This window comes from Aeromonas finlandensis, from assembly GCF_000764645.1.
In the GTDB taxonomy this organism is placed as follows: Bacteria; Pseudomonadota; Gammaproteobacteria; order Enterobacterales; family Aeromonadaceae; genus Aeromonas; species Aeromonas finlandensis.
Genome location: NZ_JRGK01000271.1, coordinates 1 through 14,181, shown reverse-complemented (window position 1 = coordinate 14,181; position 14,181 = coordinate 1). Strand labels below are relative to the sequence as shown.

Below are 14,181 nucleotides of genomic sequence, written 5' to 3'. Positions count from 1 at the left end.
CTCGGGGTGCTGGCCCATATCAGCGCCTATCGGGACGGCGCAGCCTGGCTCGATGCCCTTAAAAGCTATCTGCACGGCAACCTCGCTCATGTGGCGGCGCGGCTCAACGCAGCCTTCCCCGCCATCGACTATCGGGTGCCCGAGGGAACTTATCTCGCCTGGATTGACTTGAACGGCCTCGGTATCGACTCCACCGAACGGATGGATGCGCTGCAAGCCTTGCTGGTGGAGAAATACCGGGTCGCCATCATGCGCGGCGATACTTACGGCCCGGAAGGCAAAGGCTATATCCGCCTCAACGTCGGTTGCCCGCGCTCGAAGGTCGATCAGGGGCTCGACGCCCTCATCGGTGCGCTGGGGGAGCTGGTGTAGGGTAAATCCATTCAACGTGAGAAACAGAAACGGGGCCATCAGTGATGGCCCCGTTTTTATTGCGCTGTGCTCCGTTATCAACCTACGCCAAATTCAGGCGCGAATGGTCATCGGGATAGAGCTGTTCGGGCGTGACATGGCTGGTTCGATTGCTGGCTCGATGAGCTCGTTAGCTGCTAGTGCAGTGCCTTGGGTCAGGGCTTCAGCCTGATGCAGCATGCGGTTGACAAGGTCAATCAGAAGTTCCACATCCAGCTTGTCCAGCCATTCACGGCTCCAGAGCAGGGTGCTCTGTTCGCTGTCGCGACTGAGCTGCAGCACTGGCCAGTCGGCCATGGCGGCGAGGGAGGGGGTCTGGATATCCCCCAGCGGAATAAACAGGGTCACCAGTTGATCCCGCTCGCGAATATGGAGGCTGAAGGGGCCCGCCTGCAGATCCAGTCCCTGTTCGTGCAGGCACTCCTGCGGCAGGGATAGCTGACGAACGAGGGTCGATAGCATGGCATGAAACATCATTAATCCTCCCGATGGGCGTTATCAAAGACCGACTCTGTGGGCGGCCACAGGTTGGCAATGGGGGGCTGTGCAGGCGTGCCAATAAGGCGTGCCCCTATGGTGGCGGCCCACGGGTCGACCACTTTGGCATGTGGCCCCCAGCTCTCCGGCTTGGAGAGTTCACTCCCTTCGGCGCGACCAATCACCACAAAGCAGTGGGTTTGGGCGTGACCCTGTGCGCCACGGTGGGCCAGCACTTCGATCCGCTGGTCACTGTTGTGGCGCAGCAGTTCGGCCGCAGCCGAATAGGCCAGGGTTGAGCAGCAACCCGCTTTGGCCTGATCCACCGCCTTGGCAATATTCTCCAGCGTGCGCAACGAGAGAGGCTGTTTGTTGCGAGTCTGGATGGCCGCCATATTGACGCTGTCGTTGGCGCGCTGGTTGGCTGCTTTGCGCTGGGGATCCTGACCGAATGCGTCGAGTTTGCCGATGATCTTCTGGTAGCTCGGGTTGTTGGGCTGGACAAAGGTCTGGGCATCGGTGCAGGCGTAGCTGCCCAGTTTTTCCAACCCGGCCATGCTCTGTTGCAGCAGGGCATGGGTGCCACCGGCGACCACTTTGGGTTCGTGTCGCGGCGCGGTTCTGGCGATGGCGCCCTGTTCGGCCAGCGCCTGTTTCAGTTCGGTCAGGCGAGCACCACGGGCGGCCACCTCTTTGGGGTGGTGCTGCTCCCAGTGCTGGATTGCATCCTGCACCCGCTGCGCCTTGCCGCTATCGGGGGCAGTTTGCAATTGACGCAGGGTGCTGATGACCTGCTTGAGATCGCTGCTCTGGAAGTGGCCGATGCCGCGTTTGACGGACTGTTCGAACAGTTTGTTACCCTGTGCCAGCAGCGGGCTGGCGTCTGTCTGCTGGGGCGAAGTGGGGTGGTTGAGGTGAATGTGTCCACCGATTGCTGGTAAGGCCATGATGTGATTCCCGACAGGGTTGACGATAAGGGGATGATAACGAGCCGTGGCGGCGCGCTATATCAGAGGGCGGTCGGGGATTTGTCAGTTTCTCGCCGTGTGCGCTGTTTGTTTGGCCTGGCGGGCAGCATGCGGCCCTACCACTGCGGCCCTTCGCTCTGGCGCCACTGCTCCAGCCAGCGCAGGACTTCGGCGGTCGCCTCGATCTGGTCGGCGGGGATGTAGTTGTTGATCAGCGCGTCGCGATAGAGGGCGCGGGCCAGCGGAATGCGTTGCAGCACGGGGATGCCCTCCTCTTCGGCGATCTTGCGCACCTGCAGCGCCTGGGCATCGGTGAACTTGAGGGTGACCACCGGTAGCGGGGTCTCCCCCCGCTCGTAACGGATGCCGATGGCGATATGGGTCGGGTTGGCGACGATCACCGAGGAGCGCTTCACATCGGCGCGCATGTTGCTCGACTGCAACTCCTGATGGAACTGGCGGCGCTTGCTCTTGATCTCCGGGCTCCCCTCCATCTCCTTGTACTCTCGCTTCACCTCGTCCTTGCTCATCTTGAGCTGCTTGACGTGCTGGTAGTGTTCGAAGGCGTAATCGGCGATGGCGATCACCACAAAACCCATGGCGCAGACCGCCATCAGCTGGCCCATCATCCCCCCCAGCACCGGGGCGATGCAGCTCATGCCGCAGCCGGGCAGTTGCAGCATCGCTTGCAGGTTGCCCTCGATAGTGACCCACACCAGCAGGCTCAGCAGGGTGACCTTGAGCAGGGATTTGACGAACTCCATCAGGCTCTTGATGGATAAGATCTTCTTGGCCCCCTCCACCGGATTGACATGCTTGATGTCGGGTTTGATGGACTCGCCGCTCAGCAGAAAGCCGTACTGGGCAATGTGGGAGGCCAGCACCACCAGCACCTCGACCGCCAGGATCGGGATGCAGAGATAGGCCATCTCCTGCAGCAGGTTCTCCACCACATGGTTGAGGGCCTCAGTAAAGGGGAGGTTGATGTGGGACGCCGGGATCAGCATCAGTTTGCCCAGATGTTCCAGGTAGTAATCGGACATCGCCATCAGCATGCCGATCAGGCTCAGGATGATGGCGGTGGAGACCACCTCCTTGCTCTTGACCACCTGCCCCTTCTGGCGGGCATCGCGCAATTTTTTGGGGGTGGGCTGTTCGGTTTTTTCGCCGCTCATCGGGTCTCCTGGGCAAGGTCAATCCGGCTGGGGCCAGCTCGGGTCACAGAGTGAGTGATCATCAGGCTCCCCAGACCGGCAGAAACAGACCGAGGGGGTCGATCAGCGACATCACCCAGCTGCCGAGATTATCCAGCAGCCGCAGGATCGTGTGCTGCCAGCAGATGCCTGAGAGGGCGAGCAGCATGCAGACAAGAATGAGGGGTGGGAGTGTCATCGCTGTGTATCTGACCATGGGGTCATTGTGCTCCCAGTACCGGTCCCAGCAGGCGCAGCGGATCCATCACCGCCAGCACCTCCCGATAGGCGTGATCCATCATCAGCTTGATGTAGATGACCAAGAGCAGGCTGGCGACGGCACTTTTTATCGGCATCGCCAGCACGAAGACGTTGAGAGAGGGGGCGAAGCGGCTGATCAGGGCCAGCCCGAATTCGGCCAGAAACATGGCGATCAGCAGCGGCGCGGCCAGCAGGGCGCAGAGCAGCAGCATCTGGCTGAACTGGCTGTAGAAAAAGCTGACCCACTGGGCGCTGATGGTGGGAAAGAAGTGCACCACCGGCCAGCTGGTGTAGCTCTGGAACAGCGCCGAGAGCAGGGCGAGAAAGGCGCCGCTGGCAAAGAAGAGGGTGATCAGGGTTTGGGTCAGCAGCAGGCCGGTGGGACTGGTCTGGCTGGCGAGGCTGGGGTTGAACAGGGAGCCCATGGCGGCGCCGCGCTGGTTGTCGATCAGAAAACCGCTCGCCTCGATGGCCCAGAAGGGGATGGCGGCGACAAAGCCGATCAGCAGGCCGAGCAGTACCTCCTTGACGATCAGCAGAGCCAGATCCATGGCACCGAGGCTCGGTGGCAGGGTATCGGCAATCATGGGGTAGGCGAACAGCGCCAGCGAGCAGACCACGCCGTTGCGGATCATCGCCCCCCCCAGCATCTGCTTGCTCAGCACCGGCAGCATCACGAAGCAGCTGATAAAGCGCGGCAGCAGCAGGGTGTAGGCCAGCATCTGGCCCTGCAGGCTCTCCAGGGTCATTGGATCTGCGGCACCTTGTAGAGCACCATGTCGGCGAAGCTGTAGAGCTCGTTCCCCAGCCAGGCAGTGGTGGCAAACAGGGTGATCACCACGGCGATCAGCTTGGCGACAAAGCCCAGGGTCTGCTCCTGGATCTGGGTCAGCGCCTGCAACAAAGAGACGAGGGTGCCCACCAGCGCAGCCACCAGTACCGGCGGCATGGAGAGGATCAGCACCAGCCAGAGAGTCTGGCTGGTGAAGTGGAGAATATCGGCGTGACTCATCCTAGCCTCCGTAGCTGATGACCAGCCCGTGGGTGAGGCGGGCCCAGCCATCGAGCAGCACAAACAGCAGCAGCTTGAACGGCAGCGAGATGGTCATGGGGGAGACCATCATCATCCCCATCGCCAGCAGGATGTTGGAGATGATGAGATCGATGGCGATAAAGGGCAGGTAGATCAGAAAGCCGATTTCGAAGGCACGGCTCAGCTCGCTGACGGTAAAGGCGGGCAGCAGGATCAGCAGGCTGTCGGGTTCCAGCCGATCGGCATACTCGCTGGGCCAGAGCTGCTTGGTGCTGTCGATAAAGAAGGCGTGCTCCCGCGGCTTGATCTGTTTTTTCAAGAAGGCGCGGTAGGGGGCGATCCCCTCATCGAGGAACTTCTCCACCGATTCGGACTTGGCCAGCGACACCTCGTTCTGGCGCAGGTAATCCTGGGTGGCAAAGCCGACCGGCGCCATCACATAGATGCTGAGGATGATCGCCAGCCCGTACATCGCCATGTTGGGGGGGATCTGCTGCACCCCGAGGGCGTTGCGCAGCAGCGAAAAGACCACCGCCAGCTTGACGAAGGAGGTGGCCATCACGGCAATAAAGGGCAGCAGGGCCAGCAGGGCCAGCCCGACGATAAGGTTTAGCTCGTCCGGCAACTGGATCATGACTGTGACTCGTTGCTGAGGCTCTCGACCCGCACACCCAGGCGACCCTGGATCTCTACCAGTCGGCCCACGCCCAGTGCGTGGCCGTTGCTGATGATGCGCACCTCGCCATCAAGGGGCGTACCGAGATCGATCAGGGCGCCCGGTTGCAGGCTGGTGAGGGTGTGCCAATCCAGATTCTGGCGACCCACTTCGAAGCTGACCTGAATGGGCAGGCTCTCCAGCTCGGTCGGGCTGAGCGGTTCATCGGGGGCGGAGGTATACATAGCGGTCAATTCCAGATGTTGTTGATGGGGTTGGCAGTAGGCAAAGGGGCGACCCTCCACGCAGGCGAGCAGTTGCTGGCCCAATAGCGGATGGGGGGGCGGCAGCAGCACATCGCCGCTGGCGAGCGCGGTGAGCTCCGCCATGGTCAGGCGCATCGTGCCCCAGCGCAGGGAGAGGGTCAGTGGCAGTGATAGCCGCTGCCGTGGTGGCCGTGGTGGCAGCCTGGCCAGCAGCGGTTCGGGTTTGGTGAGCCAGAGGGCGAGGCTGGCCCCCTCCCGTTGCAGCAGCAGTTGCAGGGCGGGCTCATCGGTTTGCTTGCGACTCTCCTGCCGGGTCAGCGCCGAGCAGGTGAGGTCGCCGAGGGGTTGCCCCAGCCGCTCGATCAGCGCCAGTTGCAGTGGCTCGGGCAGGCTGAACAGTGCCGCCTGCTGCAGATCCGGCGCAAGCCAACGGGCCAGCTCGGCGCCGTGGCACAGCAGGGGCAGAGAGAGCCCCTGCCACTGCAGTTGCAGCCGGGCATCGAGCGTCGCTGGCGGCAAGCCGATGGCGAGGGCCAGTTCGCCGCCGCCCCAGCTAAAATGCTGGCGGTATTGGCTCAGAGCCTGTTGCAAAGTCAGCTCCGCCAGCGAGGCGGAGGTGAGGGCAATCGATGTCATGCGTCGGCATCCCACTCTTCATAGATGGATCGTTTATGGCGCGAGCCCTGTTCGCTGTCGGCCTGGCTAAACAGGTCAAGAGCGACCCGCTCGCCGGGATAGAGCCGTTGCAGGCGGTCGACCAGATCGCTGCGCCCCTGATTGAGCAGCAGCTCCCCCTCGCGGGTCGCCAGGATCTCGATCTGCAGCTCGCCACCCTGATGAGCGATACGAATGGCGAGATCCCCCAGTTGCGGCAGCGTCAGGCGCAGCAGCGGCGGACGCTCCGGACGGCCCAGCTCCTGATAGATATCCACCGCCAGCCGTTCCAGTAGCTGACCCAGCTCCCGAGGGTGCTCGGCGGGCGCCATGCGGGCGAGCAGCAGATCCCCGGGGGTTTTCACCTGCGGGGGGAGCGGTTGACCGCTGGCCTCGGGCACCTCGTCGGTCACCGTGAGCGCGTCAGTATCAGTGCCAGAGGCGAGCCGCTCGGCCAGCTCGCGAGCATCGGCCTGCAAGAGATCGCCGGATGCGTGGGGTGAGTTGCCCCCTGCCAGCTCCGGTTTAGCGACTGGTTGATCGGTGGCCGTCTGCAGGGCATGTGGCTGCCCGGCATCGGCCAGCTGGCCATCGCCGGACTCGCGGGTGGGCTTGCCGCCTGCCAGCTCCCGTTGCGCTACCGGCTGATCGGCGGCTGTGTGCGGGGCATGTGGCCGCCCGGCATCGGCCTCCTTGTTCGTCGGCGTGAGACGGGCGTGATCTTGCGCAGGGGGAGGTGATCCCTCTGCGGCAAGATGAGCCTGTGCCGTCAGTGCTGGTATCTCTGCCTGCTGTTCGGTTTTCTCGCTCTCTTCCTGTCGCTCACGGGCTCGCTGCGTTGCAGGGGATATGGCCGATGGCTCTGGCTGGTCTCCCTTGATGGCAGGCGGTTTAAGCCGCGCTTGCTGCTGGGTATCCGAGGCCATCCGCTCATGCTGGAGGGCGGCGTCGCGCGCGCTTTTGTTCTGCACTGCTTGCTTGCGCTGGCGCAGCTGACCATGCTGTTCCTGCTCAAGTCGCATCGCTTGCTCGAAGCGCTGCTGCTGCGTCGGATTGGCCTCTGCCTGTGGGGGATCGCCCTGGGATCTCGTGGTGCCCTTGCTGGACATGACTCGGTTCATGACTCGTTACATCCTGATCTGCTGGCGGAACTCTTCCTGTTCCTGCTCTTCGTTGTAGTCACGCAGGGCTCGCTGTGACGCCAGCGCCTGACGGTGTAATTCGGCAAATTTTTCCTGCTGCTGGCGGGCGCGGTGCACCGCCTGCTGGCGCTCCTGCAAGCGGATGCGCTCTTCGGCCACCCGCTCGGCCTGTTCGGCGGCCGCTTGCTCCAGCTGGGCTTCTCTCTCTCGCAGCAACGCCACCTGCTGTTGCCACTGCTTGAGCCCTTTGCGATCGAGCTGCTCTGCCTGACAGATGGCAAACAGGCGATCCTCCTCGGCAAGGCGCCACTGGCGGTAATCCTGGCTGGCCTGTTCTGCCTCCAACTGGCGGTGACGGGCCAGCTGCAATCGCCCTTGCTGGGTGACGAGCTGCTGTTCGGCGCGCTCCAGTCGCAGCTGTTTGATCCGTTGCAGGCGGCCGATCATCGGGTCAGGGCCTCAAGGGTGGTGAGGGCCTGCTCCAGTGAACTCGGTTCATGGGTGCCTTGCTTGAGCCACTGGCGAATCGCCTCAATACGGGCGATCGCTTCGTCGGCGACCTTGTCCTGCCCCTTCTGGTATTCGCCGATCTGCAGCAGCAGCTCCACCTCTTCATACTTGGCCAGCCAACTGCGCAGCCGACCCGCCTGTGCCTGATGCTCGGGGGCGATGATCTGGTTCATCACCCGGCTGGCGGAGCGCAGCACGTCGATGGCCGGGTAGTGGTTGGCCGCCGCCAGCTTGCGCGACAGGATAATGTGACCGTCGAGGATAGAGCGGGTCTCGTCAGCGACCGGTTCGGTCATGTCATCCCCCTCCACCAGCACGGTATAGAGAGCGGTGATGGAGCCTTTGTCCGACTGGCCAGCCCGTTCCATCAGGCGGGGCAGGGCGGCAAACACCGAGGGCGGATAGCCCCGTCGGGTCGGCGGCTCGCCAGCGGCCAGACCAATCTCCCGTTGGGCACGAGCAAAACGGGTGACGGAGTCCATCAGCAGCAGCACTCGCTTGCCCTGATCCCGGAAATATTCGGCAATGGAGGTGGCGACAAAGCCCGCCTTGGCCCGCTCCATGGCGGGGCGATCCGAGGTGGCCACCACCAGCACCGCCTTCTTGAGCCCCTCTTCCCCCAGATCTGCCTCGATAAACTCCCGCACCTCCCGGCCCCGTTCGCCGATCAGCGCCAGCACGGTGACATCCACCTCGGCGCTGCGAATAAGCGAGGCCAGCAGGGTGCTCTTGCCGCCCCCGGCGGCGGCGAAGATCCCCATCCGTTGCCCCTCACCGCAGGTGAGCAGGCCGTCGATGGCGCGAATGCCCAGCGAAATGGGCTCGGCGATGCGCTTGCGGCTCATGGGGGGCGGGGCATCCCGATAGACCGGATACCAGGCGGCGGGTTCCGGCAGATGGCCGCCACCAAAGGGGTTGCCAAGGCCGTCCAGCACCTGACCGAGCAGGTGCTCGCCGACCCCGACCTGATGCATGGCGCCAGTCGGGCTCACTTCGGTGTTGGAGGAGATGCCAAACATCTCGCCAAGGGGGGTGAGCAGCGCCTGATGCTGGGCAAAGCCGATCACCTCTGCTTGCAGCGAGAGGGTGTTGTCAGGATTGCGCAGGTGGCAGAGCTCGCCGATCCGCACGCCGGGCACCACCGCCTTGAGCAGGGTGCCAGTCACCTGGGTGACCCGGCCACGGATCTGGATCAGGCGGCACTCGTCGATGGCGTGACGAAGCTGGCCGGGGATGTGGTCGAGGGAGAGGGTCATAGAGATCTGCACCATTGAAACTGGCTGCCACTATAGGGGTTGGCTTGCAACAGAGATTTCAGCGCGAGTCGGGACTTTTTAGAAAACCGTTGGGGGCAGGCTAAAAATTCACGACCGATTTTGGCATAGGGGAGGGGGGGCGATTTTTATAATGCCATCCTCATCAATCCATTCGTTACGGGAATCTCCATGGCCATTATCCAGAGCAACCCCTATGCCAGCGCCGCGCCATCCGACGTGCGTGGTGCAGAGAGTACCGCCAGCACCGCCACCCTGCAGGGGGGTCAGTTTCAGGGGGAGCGGGTCGTGCTGGCCAGTGCCTCCCAATCTCTGGCCGATGCCGCTGAAGAGCTCACCTTTGTCTTCTCGGAGCGCAAAGAGCTGTCACTGGCCAAGCGCAAGCTGAGCGACAGCACCGCCAGGATCAGCGAGATCGAAGAGCTGGTGGGTGACTACCTGGAGAAGGTGCCCAGTCTTGAGCGCCAGCAGAAGATCAAGGAGATGGTGAGCCACCTCGGCAGTGGCCGGCTGGCCAACCTCTCCCAGTTGCTGGCCTATCTCGAGAGTTTTTCGGGGGAGGTGAGCGAGCAGTTCGAGGCGCTCTGTCAGGCGCGCAAGGCCCTCGCCGGACGACCGGAGATGCAGGGCACCCTGGTCCTGGTTGAGCAGGCGCTGGCCAAGCTGGCGGAGGAGCAGGGCACTGCCATCGTGCTGGGAGCCCGGATCACCGCACCGGCGGCCGAGGCGGCCAGTGCCGGCGTTGGCACCGAGCAGGATCTGCGGGATCTCTATCGCGATGCGGTGCAGGACTACCGCGCCCTCTCTGCCGCCTGGCGCGACATCCACAGCCGCTTTGGCAACGGAGCGGTGGAGAAGGTGACCGGTTTCATGATGAAGGCCCTCAGCGCCGACCTCGATACCCAGCAGCGCTGGCTAGACCCGGTCAAGCTGGAGCGGGTGATGAGCGACATGCACATGTTGCGGCTGATCAATTCCCTCTCGGCGCAAGTGGACGAGCTGTGGCAACGGATGAAGGAGGGGTCGGCCCATGGCATACGGGCCTTCTGATCTGATGGGCGATCTCATCGCCCTGGTGGAGAAGCGCTGGGCCAGCGTGCGGGATGTCGAGCAAATTGGGGTCGCCCTCGAGCTGGCGGAGAGCCGCCAGCAGGTGCTGCTCTATCAGGAGCTCAAGCGGCTGATCCGCCTGTTGCCCGTTGAGTTGTTCAGCGAAGAGGAGCAGCGCCAGAACCTGCTGCAGTGCTGTCAGGGGGCGCTCGATAACGCCATCGAACGTGAAGAGGATGAGTTGTCTGGAGAGTCGTCATGAACTGGATTGAACCCCTGCTGGTGCACTTTTGCCAGGATCTGGGCATCACCATCGGGGATAACCCCCACTCGCTGATCCAGCTTGATCTGGAGCAGAGCGGCACCCTGCAACTGGAGCGCCATCAGGGGCAGCTGACCCTCTGGCTCGCCCGCGCCGTACCTTGGCATCAGAGCGGCGAGGCGATCCGCCGTGCCATGACCGTTACCGCCGCAGCGCAAGGCCCGGCACTGCCAGTGCGCAGCGGCTGGCTGGGGGAGGATCAGTTGATCCTCTTCGTCACCCTTGATGAGCGGGCGATTACCTTGCCGCTGCTCCATCAGGCGCTGGGTACCCTGACCCAATTGCAACGAGAGGTGCTGGCACCATGAGCCGGATCACTGCCGCCCGTCATTGGGATATCGAGTCGTCTGGCGTCAACAGACCCACCCGTTTTAGGGGGGAGATGGTATGAGCCGGATCACTGCGGCGCATATCGGCATCGAGCAGCTCACTGCCATCACTCTCGACGAGCAGGAGCAGACCCTGCCGGGGCGTTATGCCCTGCTGCCTGATGGTCAGTCCATCGAGCCCCATATCAGCCGCCTCTACCCGGAACGGCTGGTTGAGCGGACGCTGCTCGACTTCGCCACCCCCGATCGCAGTTTTCACGATCTGCTGCGGCCCGGTGATTTCAATCAGACGATGCAGGGGTTGCGGGCCGTGCTGGCCGATGGCACATCGGCAGAGTTGCAAGCCGCCGCCCGCTTGCTCGAACAGCTGCATCAGGATGAACAACTGATGCAGATGACCCTGCACTTGCTGCACAAGGTATGACCATGATCCTCTCGTCACAGCAGCAGGATGCGCTGCTGCTCACCGGTTGGCTGCACTTGCAGTATGGCCACCCCGATCGGGCCAGCACCCTGCTGGCCGCCCTGTTGCAGCTTCACCCTGAACATCTGTCAGCCCGTCGCACCCTGCTGGTTGCCCTGCTCAAGCAGGGCCAAGGGGAGGCCGCGCTGGCCCATGTCGATCAGCTGATGCTGGAAAGTGAGGCCGACGGCCCGCTCTGGCTCTGTCGCAGCCGCGCCTGCCAGCTGGCGGGGCGGCTCGATGAAGCCCGTTTCGCCTATCAACACTACCTCGAACTGGAAGAGCAGAATGAATCAACGCTCCCTTGAGCTGCTGCGCCGGATAGGCGAGCGCAAGGACATCATGCTGGCGATCCTGCTGCTGGCCATCGTCTTTATGATGGTCTTGCCGCTGCCGCCGGTGGCCCTCGATATCCTGATTGCCATCAACATGACCATCTCGGTGGTGCTGCTGATGATGGCGGTCTATATCAATTCGCCGCTGCAGTTCTCCGCCTTTCCGGCGGTGTTGCTGATCACCACCCTGTTCCGGCTCGCCCTCTCGGTGAGCACTACCCGGATGATCCTGCTGCAGGCCGATGCGGGGCAGATTGTCTACACCTTCGGCAACTTCGTGGTGGGGGGCAATCTGGTGGTGGGGATCGTCATCTTCCTCATCATCACCATCGTCCAGTTTCTGGTGATCACCAAGGGCTCGGAGCGGGTTGCGGAGGTGAGCGCTCGCTTCTCCCTCGATGCCATGCCCGGCAAGCAGATGAGTATCGACGGCGACATGCGCGCCGGGGTGATCGACGTGCACGAGGCGCGGGATCGCCGCGGGGTCATCGAGAAGGAGAGCCAGATGTTTGGCTCCATGGATGGCGCCATGAAGTTCGTGAAGGGGGACGCCATCGCGGGCCTCATCATCATCTTCGTCAACATCCTTGGTGGCGTCACCATCGGGGTGACCCAGAAGGGATTGTCCGCCGCCGATGCGCTGCAGCTCTACTCCATCCTGACGGTGGGGGACGGCATGGTCTCCCAGGTCCCCGCACTGCTGATCGCCATCACCGCGGGGATCATCGTCACCCGGGTCTCTTCCGAAGAGTCCTCCGATCTGGGTACCGATATCGGCGCCCAGGTGGTGGCCCAACCCAAGGCGCTGCTGATCGGGGGCCTGCTGCTGGTGCTGTTCGGGTTGATCCCGGGCTTCCCGATGGTCACCTTCTTTACCCTGGCGGCCATCGTCACCGCCGGGGGCTACTTTATCGGCTTGCGTCAGCGCAAGGAGCAGCACAGCAACAGTCAGGATCTGCCGACGGTTCTGGCTCAGGGCGCTGGCGCGCCCGCTGCCCGCAGCAAGCCGAAACCGGGTGGCAAGCCGCGGGGCAAGCTGGGGGAGAAGGAGGAGTTTGCCATGACGGTGCCCCTGCTGATCGATGTGGATGCCGCCTTGCAGGCGGATCTGGAGGCGATTGCCCTCAACGACGAACTGGTGCGGGTGCGTCGCGCCCTCTATCTCGATCTCGGGGTGCCCTTCCCGGGTATCCACCTGCGTTTCAACGAGGGGATGGGGCCTGGCGAATATCGGATCCAGCTGCAAGAGGTGCCGGTCGCCCGCGGTTTACTGCGACCGGGTCATCAGCTGGTGCAGGAGCTGGCCTCCCAGCTCGATCTGCTGGGGATCCCCTACGAGGAGGGAGCGCCGCTGCTGCCGGGCCAGCCTACCCTGTGGGTCGCTAATGACCATCAGGAGCGGTTGGAGAAGTTGCGGCTGGCTACCCTGACCACCGGTCAGGTGGTGACCTGGCATCTCTCCCACGTACTGCGGGAATATGCCGAAGACTTTATCGGCATTCAGGAGACCCGCTACCTGCTGGAGCAGATGGAGGGGAGCTATGGCGAGCTGGTGAAGGAGGCGCAGCGCATCATTCCGCTGCAGCGAATGACTGAAATTTTGCAGCGGCTGGTGGGGGAGGATATCTCCATCCGCAATATGCGCGCCATTCTCGAGGCGATGGTGGAGTGGGGCCAGAAAGAGAAGGATGTGGTGCAGCTCACCGAGTACATCCGCAGCAGTCTCAAGCGCTACATCTGCTACAAGTACGCCAACGGCAACAATATCTTGCCTGCCTATCTGCTCGATCAGCAGGTGGAGGAGCAGATCCGCGGCGGCATTCGCCAGACCAGTGCCGGCAGCTATCTGGCGCTCGACCCCACCATTACTCAGGGCTTCCTCGATCAGGTTCGCCACACCGTGGGGGATCTGGCCCAGATGCAGAACAAGCCGGTACTGATCGTCTCCATGGATATCCGTCGCTATGTGCGCAAGCTCATTGAGGGCGATTACCACGCTCTGCCGGTGCTCTCCTATCAGGAGCTGACCCAGCAGATCAATATCCAGCCCCTCGGGAGGGTCTGCCTGTGAGTGGTGATCCTCTGATCCCCTGGTTTACCGAGCATGGTATATCGACCGCGCGCCATACCCTGTGCCATACGCCCATTCCTCTCGGTCACGAGTTTGTCCACGGCGGGCTCAAGGTTGCATGGCGGGTGGAACCCGTGGAGCGACGAGTCTGGATTGTGCTTATTGAACGGGTCGATGCAGGTGTCGGGCTTGCCAACCCTTTTTCCGCCCTCTATCTGCTGGCCAGGGCGGCGCTGGCGATGCTTGGCCCGGGTTACTGTCTCTATGGCAACGTGAACGTAATGGCTGGCAGCCAGCTCAGCGCCGAGCGTTTGGGACGCTTTTACCTGCGCTGGACCGGTGCCAGTGAGCCTGAGTCCGGTTGGTTTTCACTTGATGTCGCAAAAGTTATCTCATTGTCAGCAATGAGAAAACGACAAAACAGCGACTGCTCTTGATATGAAGGGTGTGCACCTGAGATTAAATTAGGAGGCAGGATGAAAGATGGTAGCGATGGGCTGTATGAGAAAACGATCGCAAATGCGGAGTTGGCAATTCGGGACAGTGATCATCGTGCCGCTTTGCTAAGCGAAATGTGGCAGTCCCTTGGTATTAGCCCACAAGTGACCGAATTATTGTTTAGCGAGGGCTCTGTGACAGAAAAGGCACAGGCTGAGCATGAGTTGTTGGCGGATCTTGATCGCCGTCGGCAGCTAGTACCACAACAACAAAACGTTGGGGTCCGTCCCCGTCGACCAGCCATGATGCGCGGCCTGGTAATATAGGGT

At 62.6% G+C, this 14,181-nt stretch carries 20 protein-coding genes; 9 read left to right on the top strand and 11 right to left on the bottom strand.

Features of this window, described 5'->3' with window-relative positions; all coding sequences use genetic code 11:
* Positions 1–372: aminotransferase class I/II-fold pyridoxal phosphate-dependent enzyme (locus LD28_RS0115530; RefSeq protein ID WP_033137850.1), on the top strand; the 372-nt coding region annotated here is incomplete at its 5' end.
* Positions 373–465: 93 nt separating this feature from the next.
* Here the strand turns inward: LD28_RS0115530 and LD28_RS0115525 are convergent.
* The 11 genes from LD28_RS0115525 to ascN all read right to left on the bottom strand — a co-directional run bounded on the left by LD28_RS0115525 (position 466) and on the right by ascN (position 8,826).
* Positions 466–888, bottom strand: coding sequence for a type III secretion system chaperone family protein (locus LD28_RS0115525; protein ID WP_033137849.1), 423 nt, complete (start codon positions 886–888; stop codon positions 466–468).
* Positions 888–1,835 carry a hypothetical protein gene (locus LD28_RS0115520; RefSeq protein WP_033137848.1) on the bottom strand — a complete coding sequence of 316 codons (948 nt, stop codon included), beginning with the start codon at positions 1,833–1,835 and terminating at the stop codon, positions 888–890. Before LD28_RS0115520 ends, LD28_RS0115525 begins: the two co-directional genes overlap by 1 nt.
* A 137-nt stretch (positions 1,836–1,972) precedes the next feature.
* Positions 1,973–3,031 (bottom strand): SctU family type III secretion system export apparatus subunit AscU, encoded by a 1,059-nt coding sequence (ascU, locus tag LD28_RS0115515; protein ID WP_033137847.1) that lies wholly within the window; start codon positions 3,029–3,031, stop codon positions 1,973–1,975.
* Between the two features lie 61 nt (positions 3,032–3,092).
* Positions 3,093–3,248: a hypothetical protein gene (locus LD28_RS23150; protein ID WP_156120264.1), complete on the bottom strand. Its 156-nt coding sequence runs from the start codon at positions 3,246–3,248 to the stop codon at positions 3,093–3,095.
* 22 nt (positions 3,249–3,270) lie between these two features.
* A complete protein-coding gene (gene sctT / locus LD28_RS0115510; protein WP_033137846.1) occupies positions 3,271–4,059 on the bottom strand; it encodes a type III secretion system export apparatus subunit SctT in 789 nt (262 codons plus the stop codon).
* The gene (gene ascS / locus LD28_RS0115505) at positions 4,056–4,322 is read right to left on the bottom strand and encodes a SctS family type III secretion system export apparatus subunit AscS (RefSeq protein WP_033137845.1); all 267 of its coding nucleotides are present in this window, start codon (positions 4,320–4,322) and stop codon (positions 4,056–4,058) included. The genes sctT and ascS overlap by 4 nt, the downstream gene beginning before the upstream one ends.
* Position 4,323: 1 nt before the next feature.
* Positions 4,324–4,977, bottom strand: coding sequence for a SctR family type III secretion system export apparatus subunit AscR (gene ascR, locus LD28_RS0115500; RefSeq protein WP_033137844.1), 654 nt, complete (start codon positions 4,975–4,977; stop codon positions 4,324–4,326).
* On the bottom strand, positions 4,974–5,900 hold the full coding sequence (sctQ, locus tag LD28_RS0115495) for a type III secretion system cytoplasmic ring protein SctQ (RefSeq protein WP_033137843.1): 927 nt from the start codon (positions 5,898–5,900) through the stop codon (positions 4,974–4,976). The genes ascR and sctQ overlap by 4 nt, the downstream gene beginning before the upstream one ends.
* Positions 5,897–7,039, bottom strand: coding sequence for a type III secretion system needle length determinant (locus LD28_RS23970; protein ID WP_033137842.1), 1,143 nt, complete (start codon positions 7,037–7,039; stop codon positions 5,897–5,899). The genes sctQ and LD28_RS23970 overlap by 4 nt, the downstream gene beginning before the upstream one ends.
* A gap of 6 nt (positions 7,040–7,045) precedes the next feature.
* Positions 7,046–7,507, bottom strand: coding sequence for a type III secretion protein (locus LD28_RS0115485; protein WP_033137841.1), 462 nt, complete (start codon positions 7,505–7,507; stop codon positions 7,046–7,048).
* Positions 7,504–8,826 carry a SctN family type III secretion system ATPase AscN gene (gene ascN, locus LD28_RS0115480; RefSeq protein WP_033137851.1) on the bottom strand — a complete coding sequence of 441 codons (1,323 nt, stop codon included), beginning with the start codon at positions 8,824–8,826 and terminating at the stop codon, positions 7,504–7,506. Before ascN ends, LD28_RS0115485 begins: the two co-directional genes overlap by 4 nt.
* Positions 8,827–9,015: 189 nt before the next feature.
* Here ascN and sctW point away from each other — a divergent pair, with 189 nt between their 5' ends.
* From sctW to LD28_RS0115440, 8 genes are all read left to right on the top strand, one after another.
* Positions 9,016–9,894, top strand: a complete 879-nt coding sequence (gene sctW, locus LD28_RS0115475) for a type III secretion system gatekeeper subunit SctW (protein WP_033137840.1) — start codon at positions 9,016–9,018, stop codon at positions 9,892–9,894.
* A complete protein-coding gene (gene acr1, locus LD28_RS0115470; RefSeq protein WP_033137839.1) occupies positions 9,875–10,156 on the top strand; it encodes a type III secretion system gatekeeper subunit Acr1 in 282 nt (93 codons plus the stop codon). The genes sctW and acr1 overlap by 20 nt, the downstream gene beginning before the upstream one ends.
* Positions 10,153–10,524, top strand: a complete 372-nt coding sequence (gene acr2 / locus LD28_RS0115465) for a SycN family type III secretion system chaperone Acr2 (RefSeq protein WP_033137838.1) — start codon at positions 10,153–10,155, stop codon at positions 10,522–10,524. The genes acr1 and acr2 overlap by 4 nt, the downstream gene beginning before the upstream one ends.
* A gap of 79 nt (positions 10,525–10,603) precedes the next feature.
* Positions 10,604–10,969 carry a type III secretion system protein AscX gene (gene ascX / locus LD28_RS0115460; RefSeq protein WP_033137837.1) on the top strand — a complete coding sequence of 122 codons (366 nt, stop codon included), beginning with the start codon at positions 10,604–10,606 and terminating at the stop codon, positions 10,967–10,969.
* Positions 10,966–11,316, top strand: coding sequence for a type III secretion system chaperone AscY (gene ascY, locus LD28_RS0115455; RefSeq protein ID WP_156120263.1), 351 nt, complete (start codon positions 10,966–10,968; stop codon positions 11,314–11,316). The genes ascX and ascY overlap by 4 nt, the downstream gene beginning before the upstream one ends.
* Positions 11,249–13,414, top strand: a complete 2,166-nt coding sequence (ascV, locus tag LD28_RS0115450) for a SctV family type III secretion system export apparatus subunit AscV (protein ID WP_277619823.1) — start codon at positions 11,249–11,251, stop codon at positions 13,412–13,414. The genes ascY and ascV overlap by 68 nt, the downstream gene beginning before the upstream one ends.
* A complete protein-coding gene (locus tag LD28_RS0115445) occupies positions 13,411–13,851 on the top strand; it encodes an LcrR family type III secretion system chaperone (RefSeq protein ID WP_033137834.1) in 441 nt (146 codons plus the stop codon). Before ascV ends, LD28_RS0115445 begins: the two co-directional genes overlap by 4 nt.
* Before the next feature lie 39 nt (positions 13,852–13,890).
* Positions 13,891–14,178 (top strand): LcrG family type III secretion system chaperone, encoded by a 288-nt coding sequence (locus tag LD28_RS0115440; protein WP_033137833.1) that lies wholly within the window; start codon positions 13,891–13,893, stop codon positions 14,176–14,178.
* Positions 14,179–14,181: the final 3 nt, after the last annotated feature.

Coding starts and splice junctions, on each gene's coding strand:
- LD28_RS0115525 (WP_033137849.1), bottom strand. CDS start 888: ATGATGTTTCATGCCATGCTATCGACCCTCGTTCGTCAGCTATCCCTG.
- LD28_RS0115520 (WP_033137848.1), bottom strand. CDS start 1,835: ATGGCCTTACCAGCAATCGGTGGACACATTCACCTCAACCACCCCACT.
- ascU (WP_033137847.1), bottom strand. CDS start 3,031: ATGAGCGGCGAAAAAACCGAACAGCCCACCCCCAAAAAATTGCGCGAT.
- LD28_RS23150 (WP_156120264.1), bottom strand. CDS start 3,248: ATGACACTCCCACCCCTCATTCTTGTCTGCATGCTGCTCGCCCTCTCA.
- sctT (WP_033137846.1), bottom strand. CDS start 4,059: ATGACCCTGGAGAGCCTGCAGGGCCAGATGCTGGCCTACACCCTGCTG.
- ascS (WP_033137845.1), bottom strand. CDS start 4,322: ATGAGTCACGCCGATATTCTCCACTTCACCAGCCAGACTCTCTGGCTG.
- ascR (WP_033137844.1), bottom strand. CDS start 4,977: ATGATCCAGTTGCCGGACGAGCTAAACCTTATCGTCGGGCTGGCCCTG.
- sctQ (WP_033137843.1), bottom strand. CDS start 5,900: ATGACATCGATTGCCCTCACCTCCGCCTCGCTGGCGGAGCTGACTTTG.
- LD28_RS23970 (WP_033137842.1), bottom strand. CDS start 7,039: ATGAACCGAGTCATGTCCAGCAAGGGCACCACGAGATCCCAGGGCGAT.
- LD28_RS0115485 (WP_033137841.1), bottom strand. CDS start 7,507: ATGATCGGCCGCCTGCAACGGATCAAACAGCTGCGACTGGAGCGCGCC.
- ascN (WP_033137851.1), bottom strand. CDS start 8,826: ATGACCCTCTCCCTCGACCACATCCCCGGCCAGCTTCGTCACGCCATC.
- sctW (WP_033137840.1), top strand. CDS start 9,016: ATGGCCATTATCCAGAGCAACCCCTATGCCAGCGCCGCGCCATCCGAC.
- acr1 (WP_033137839.1), top strand. CDS start 9,875: ATGGCATACGGGCCTTCTGATCTGATGGGCGATCTCATCGCCCTGGTG.
- acr2 (WP_033137838.1), top strand. CDS start 10,153: ATGAACTGGATTGAACCCCTGCTGGTGCACTTTTGCCAGGATCTGGGC.
- ascX (WP_033137837.1), top strand. CDS start 10,604: ATGAGCCGGATCACTGCGGCGCATATCGGCATCGAGCAGCTCACTGCC.
- ascY (WP_156120263.1), top strand. CDS start 10,966: ATGACCATGATCCTCTCGTCACAGCAGCAGGATGCGCTGCTGCTCACC.
- ascV (WP_277619823.1), top strand. CDS start 11,249: ATGAAGCCCGTTTCGCCTATCAACACTACCTCGAACTGGAAGAGCAGA.
- LD28_RS0115440 (WP_033137833.1), top strand. CDS start 13,891: ATGAAAGATGGTAGCGATGGGCTGTATGAGAAAACGATCGCAAATGCG.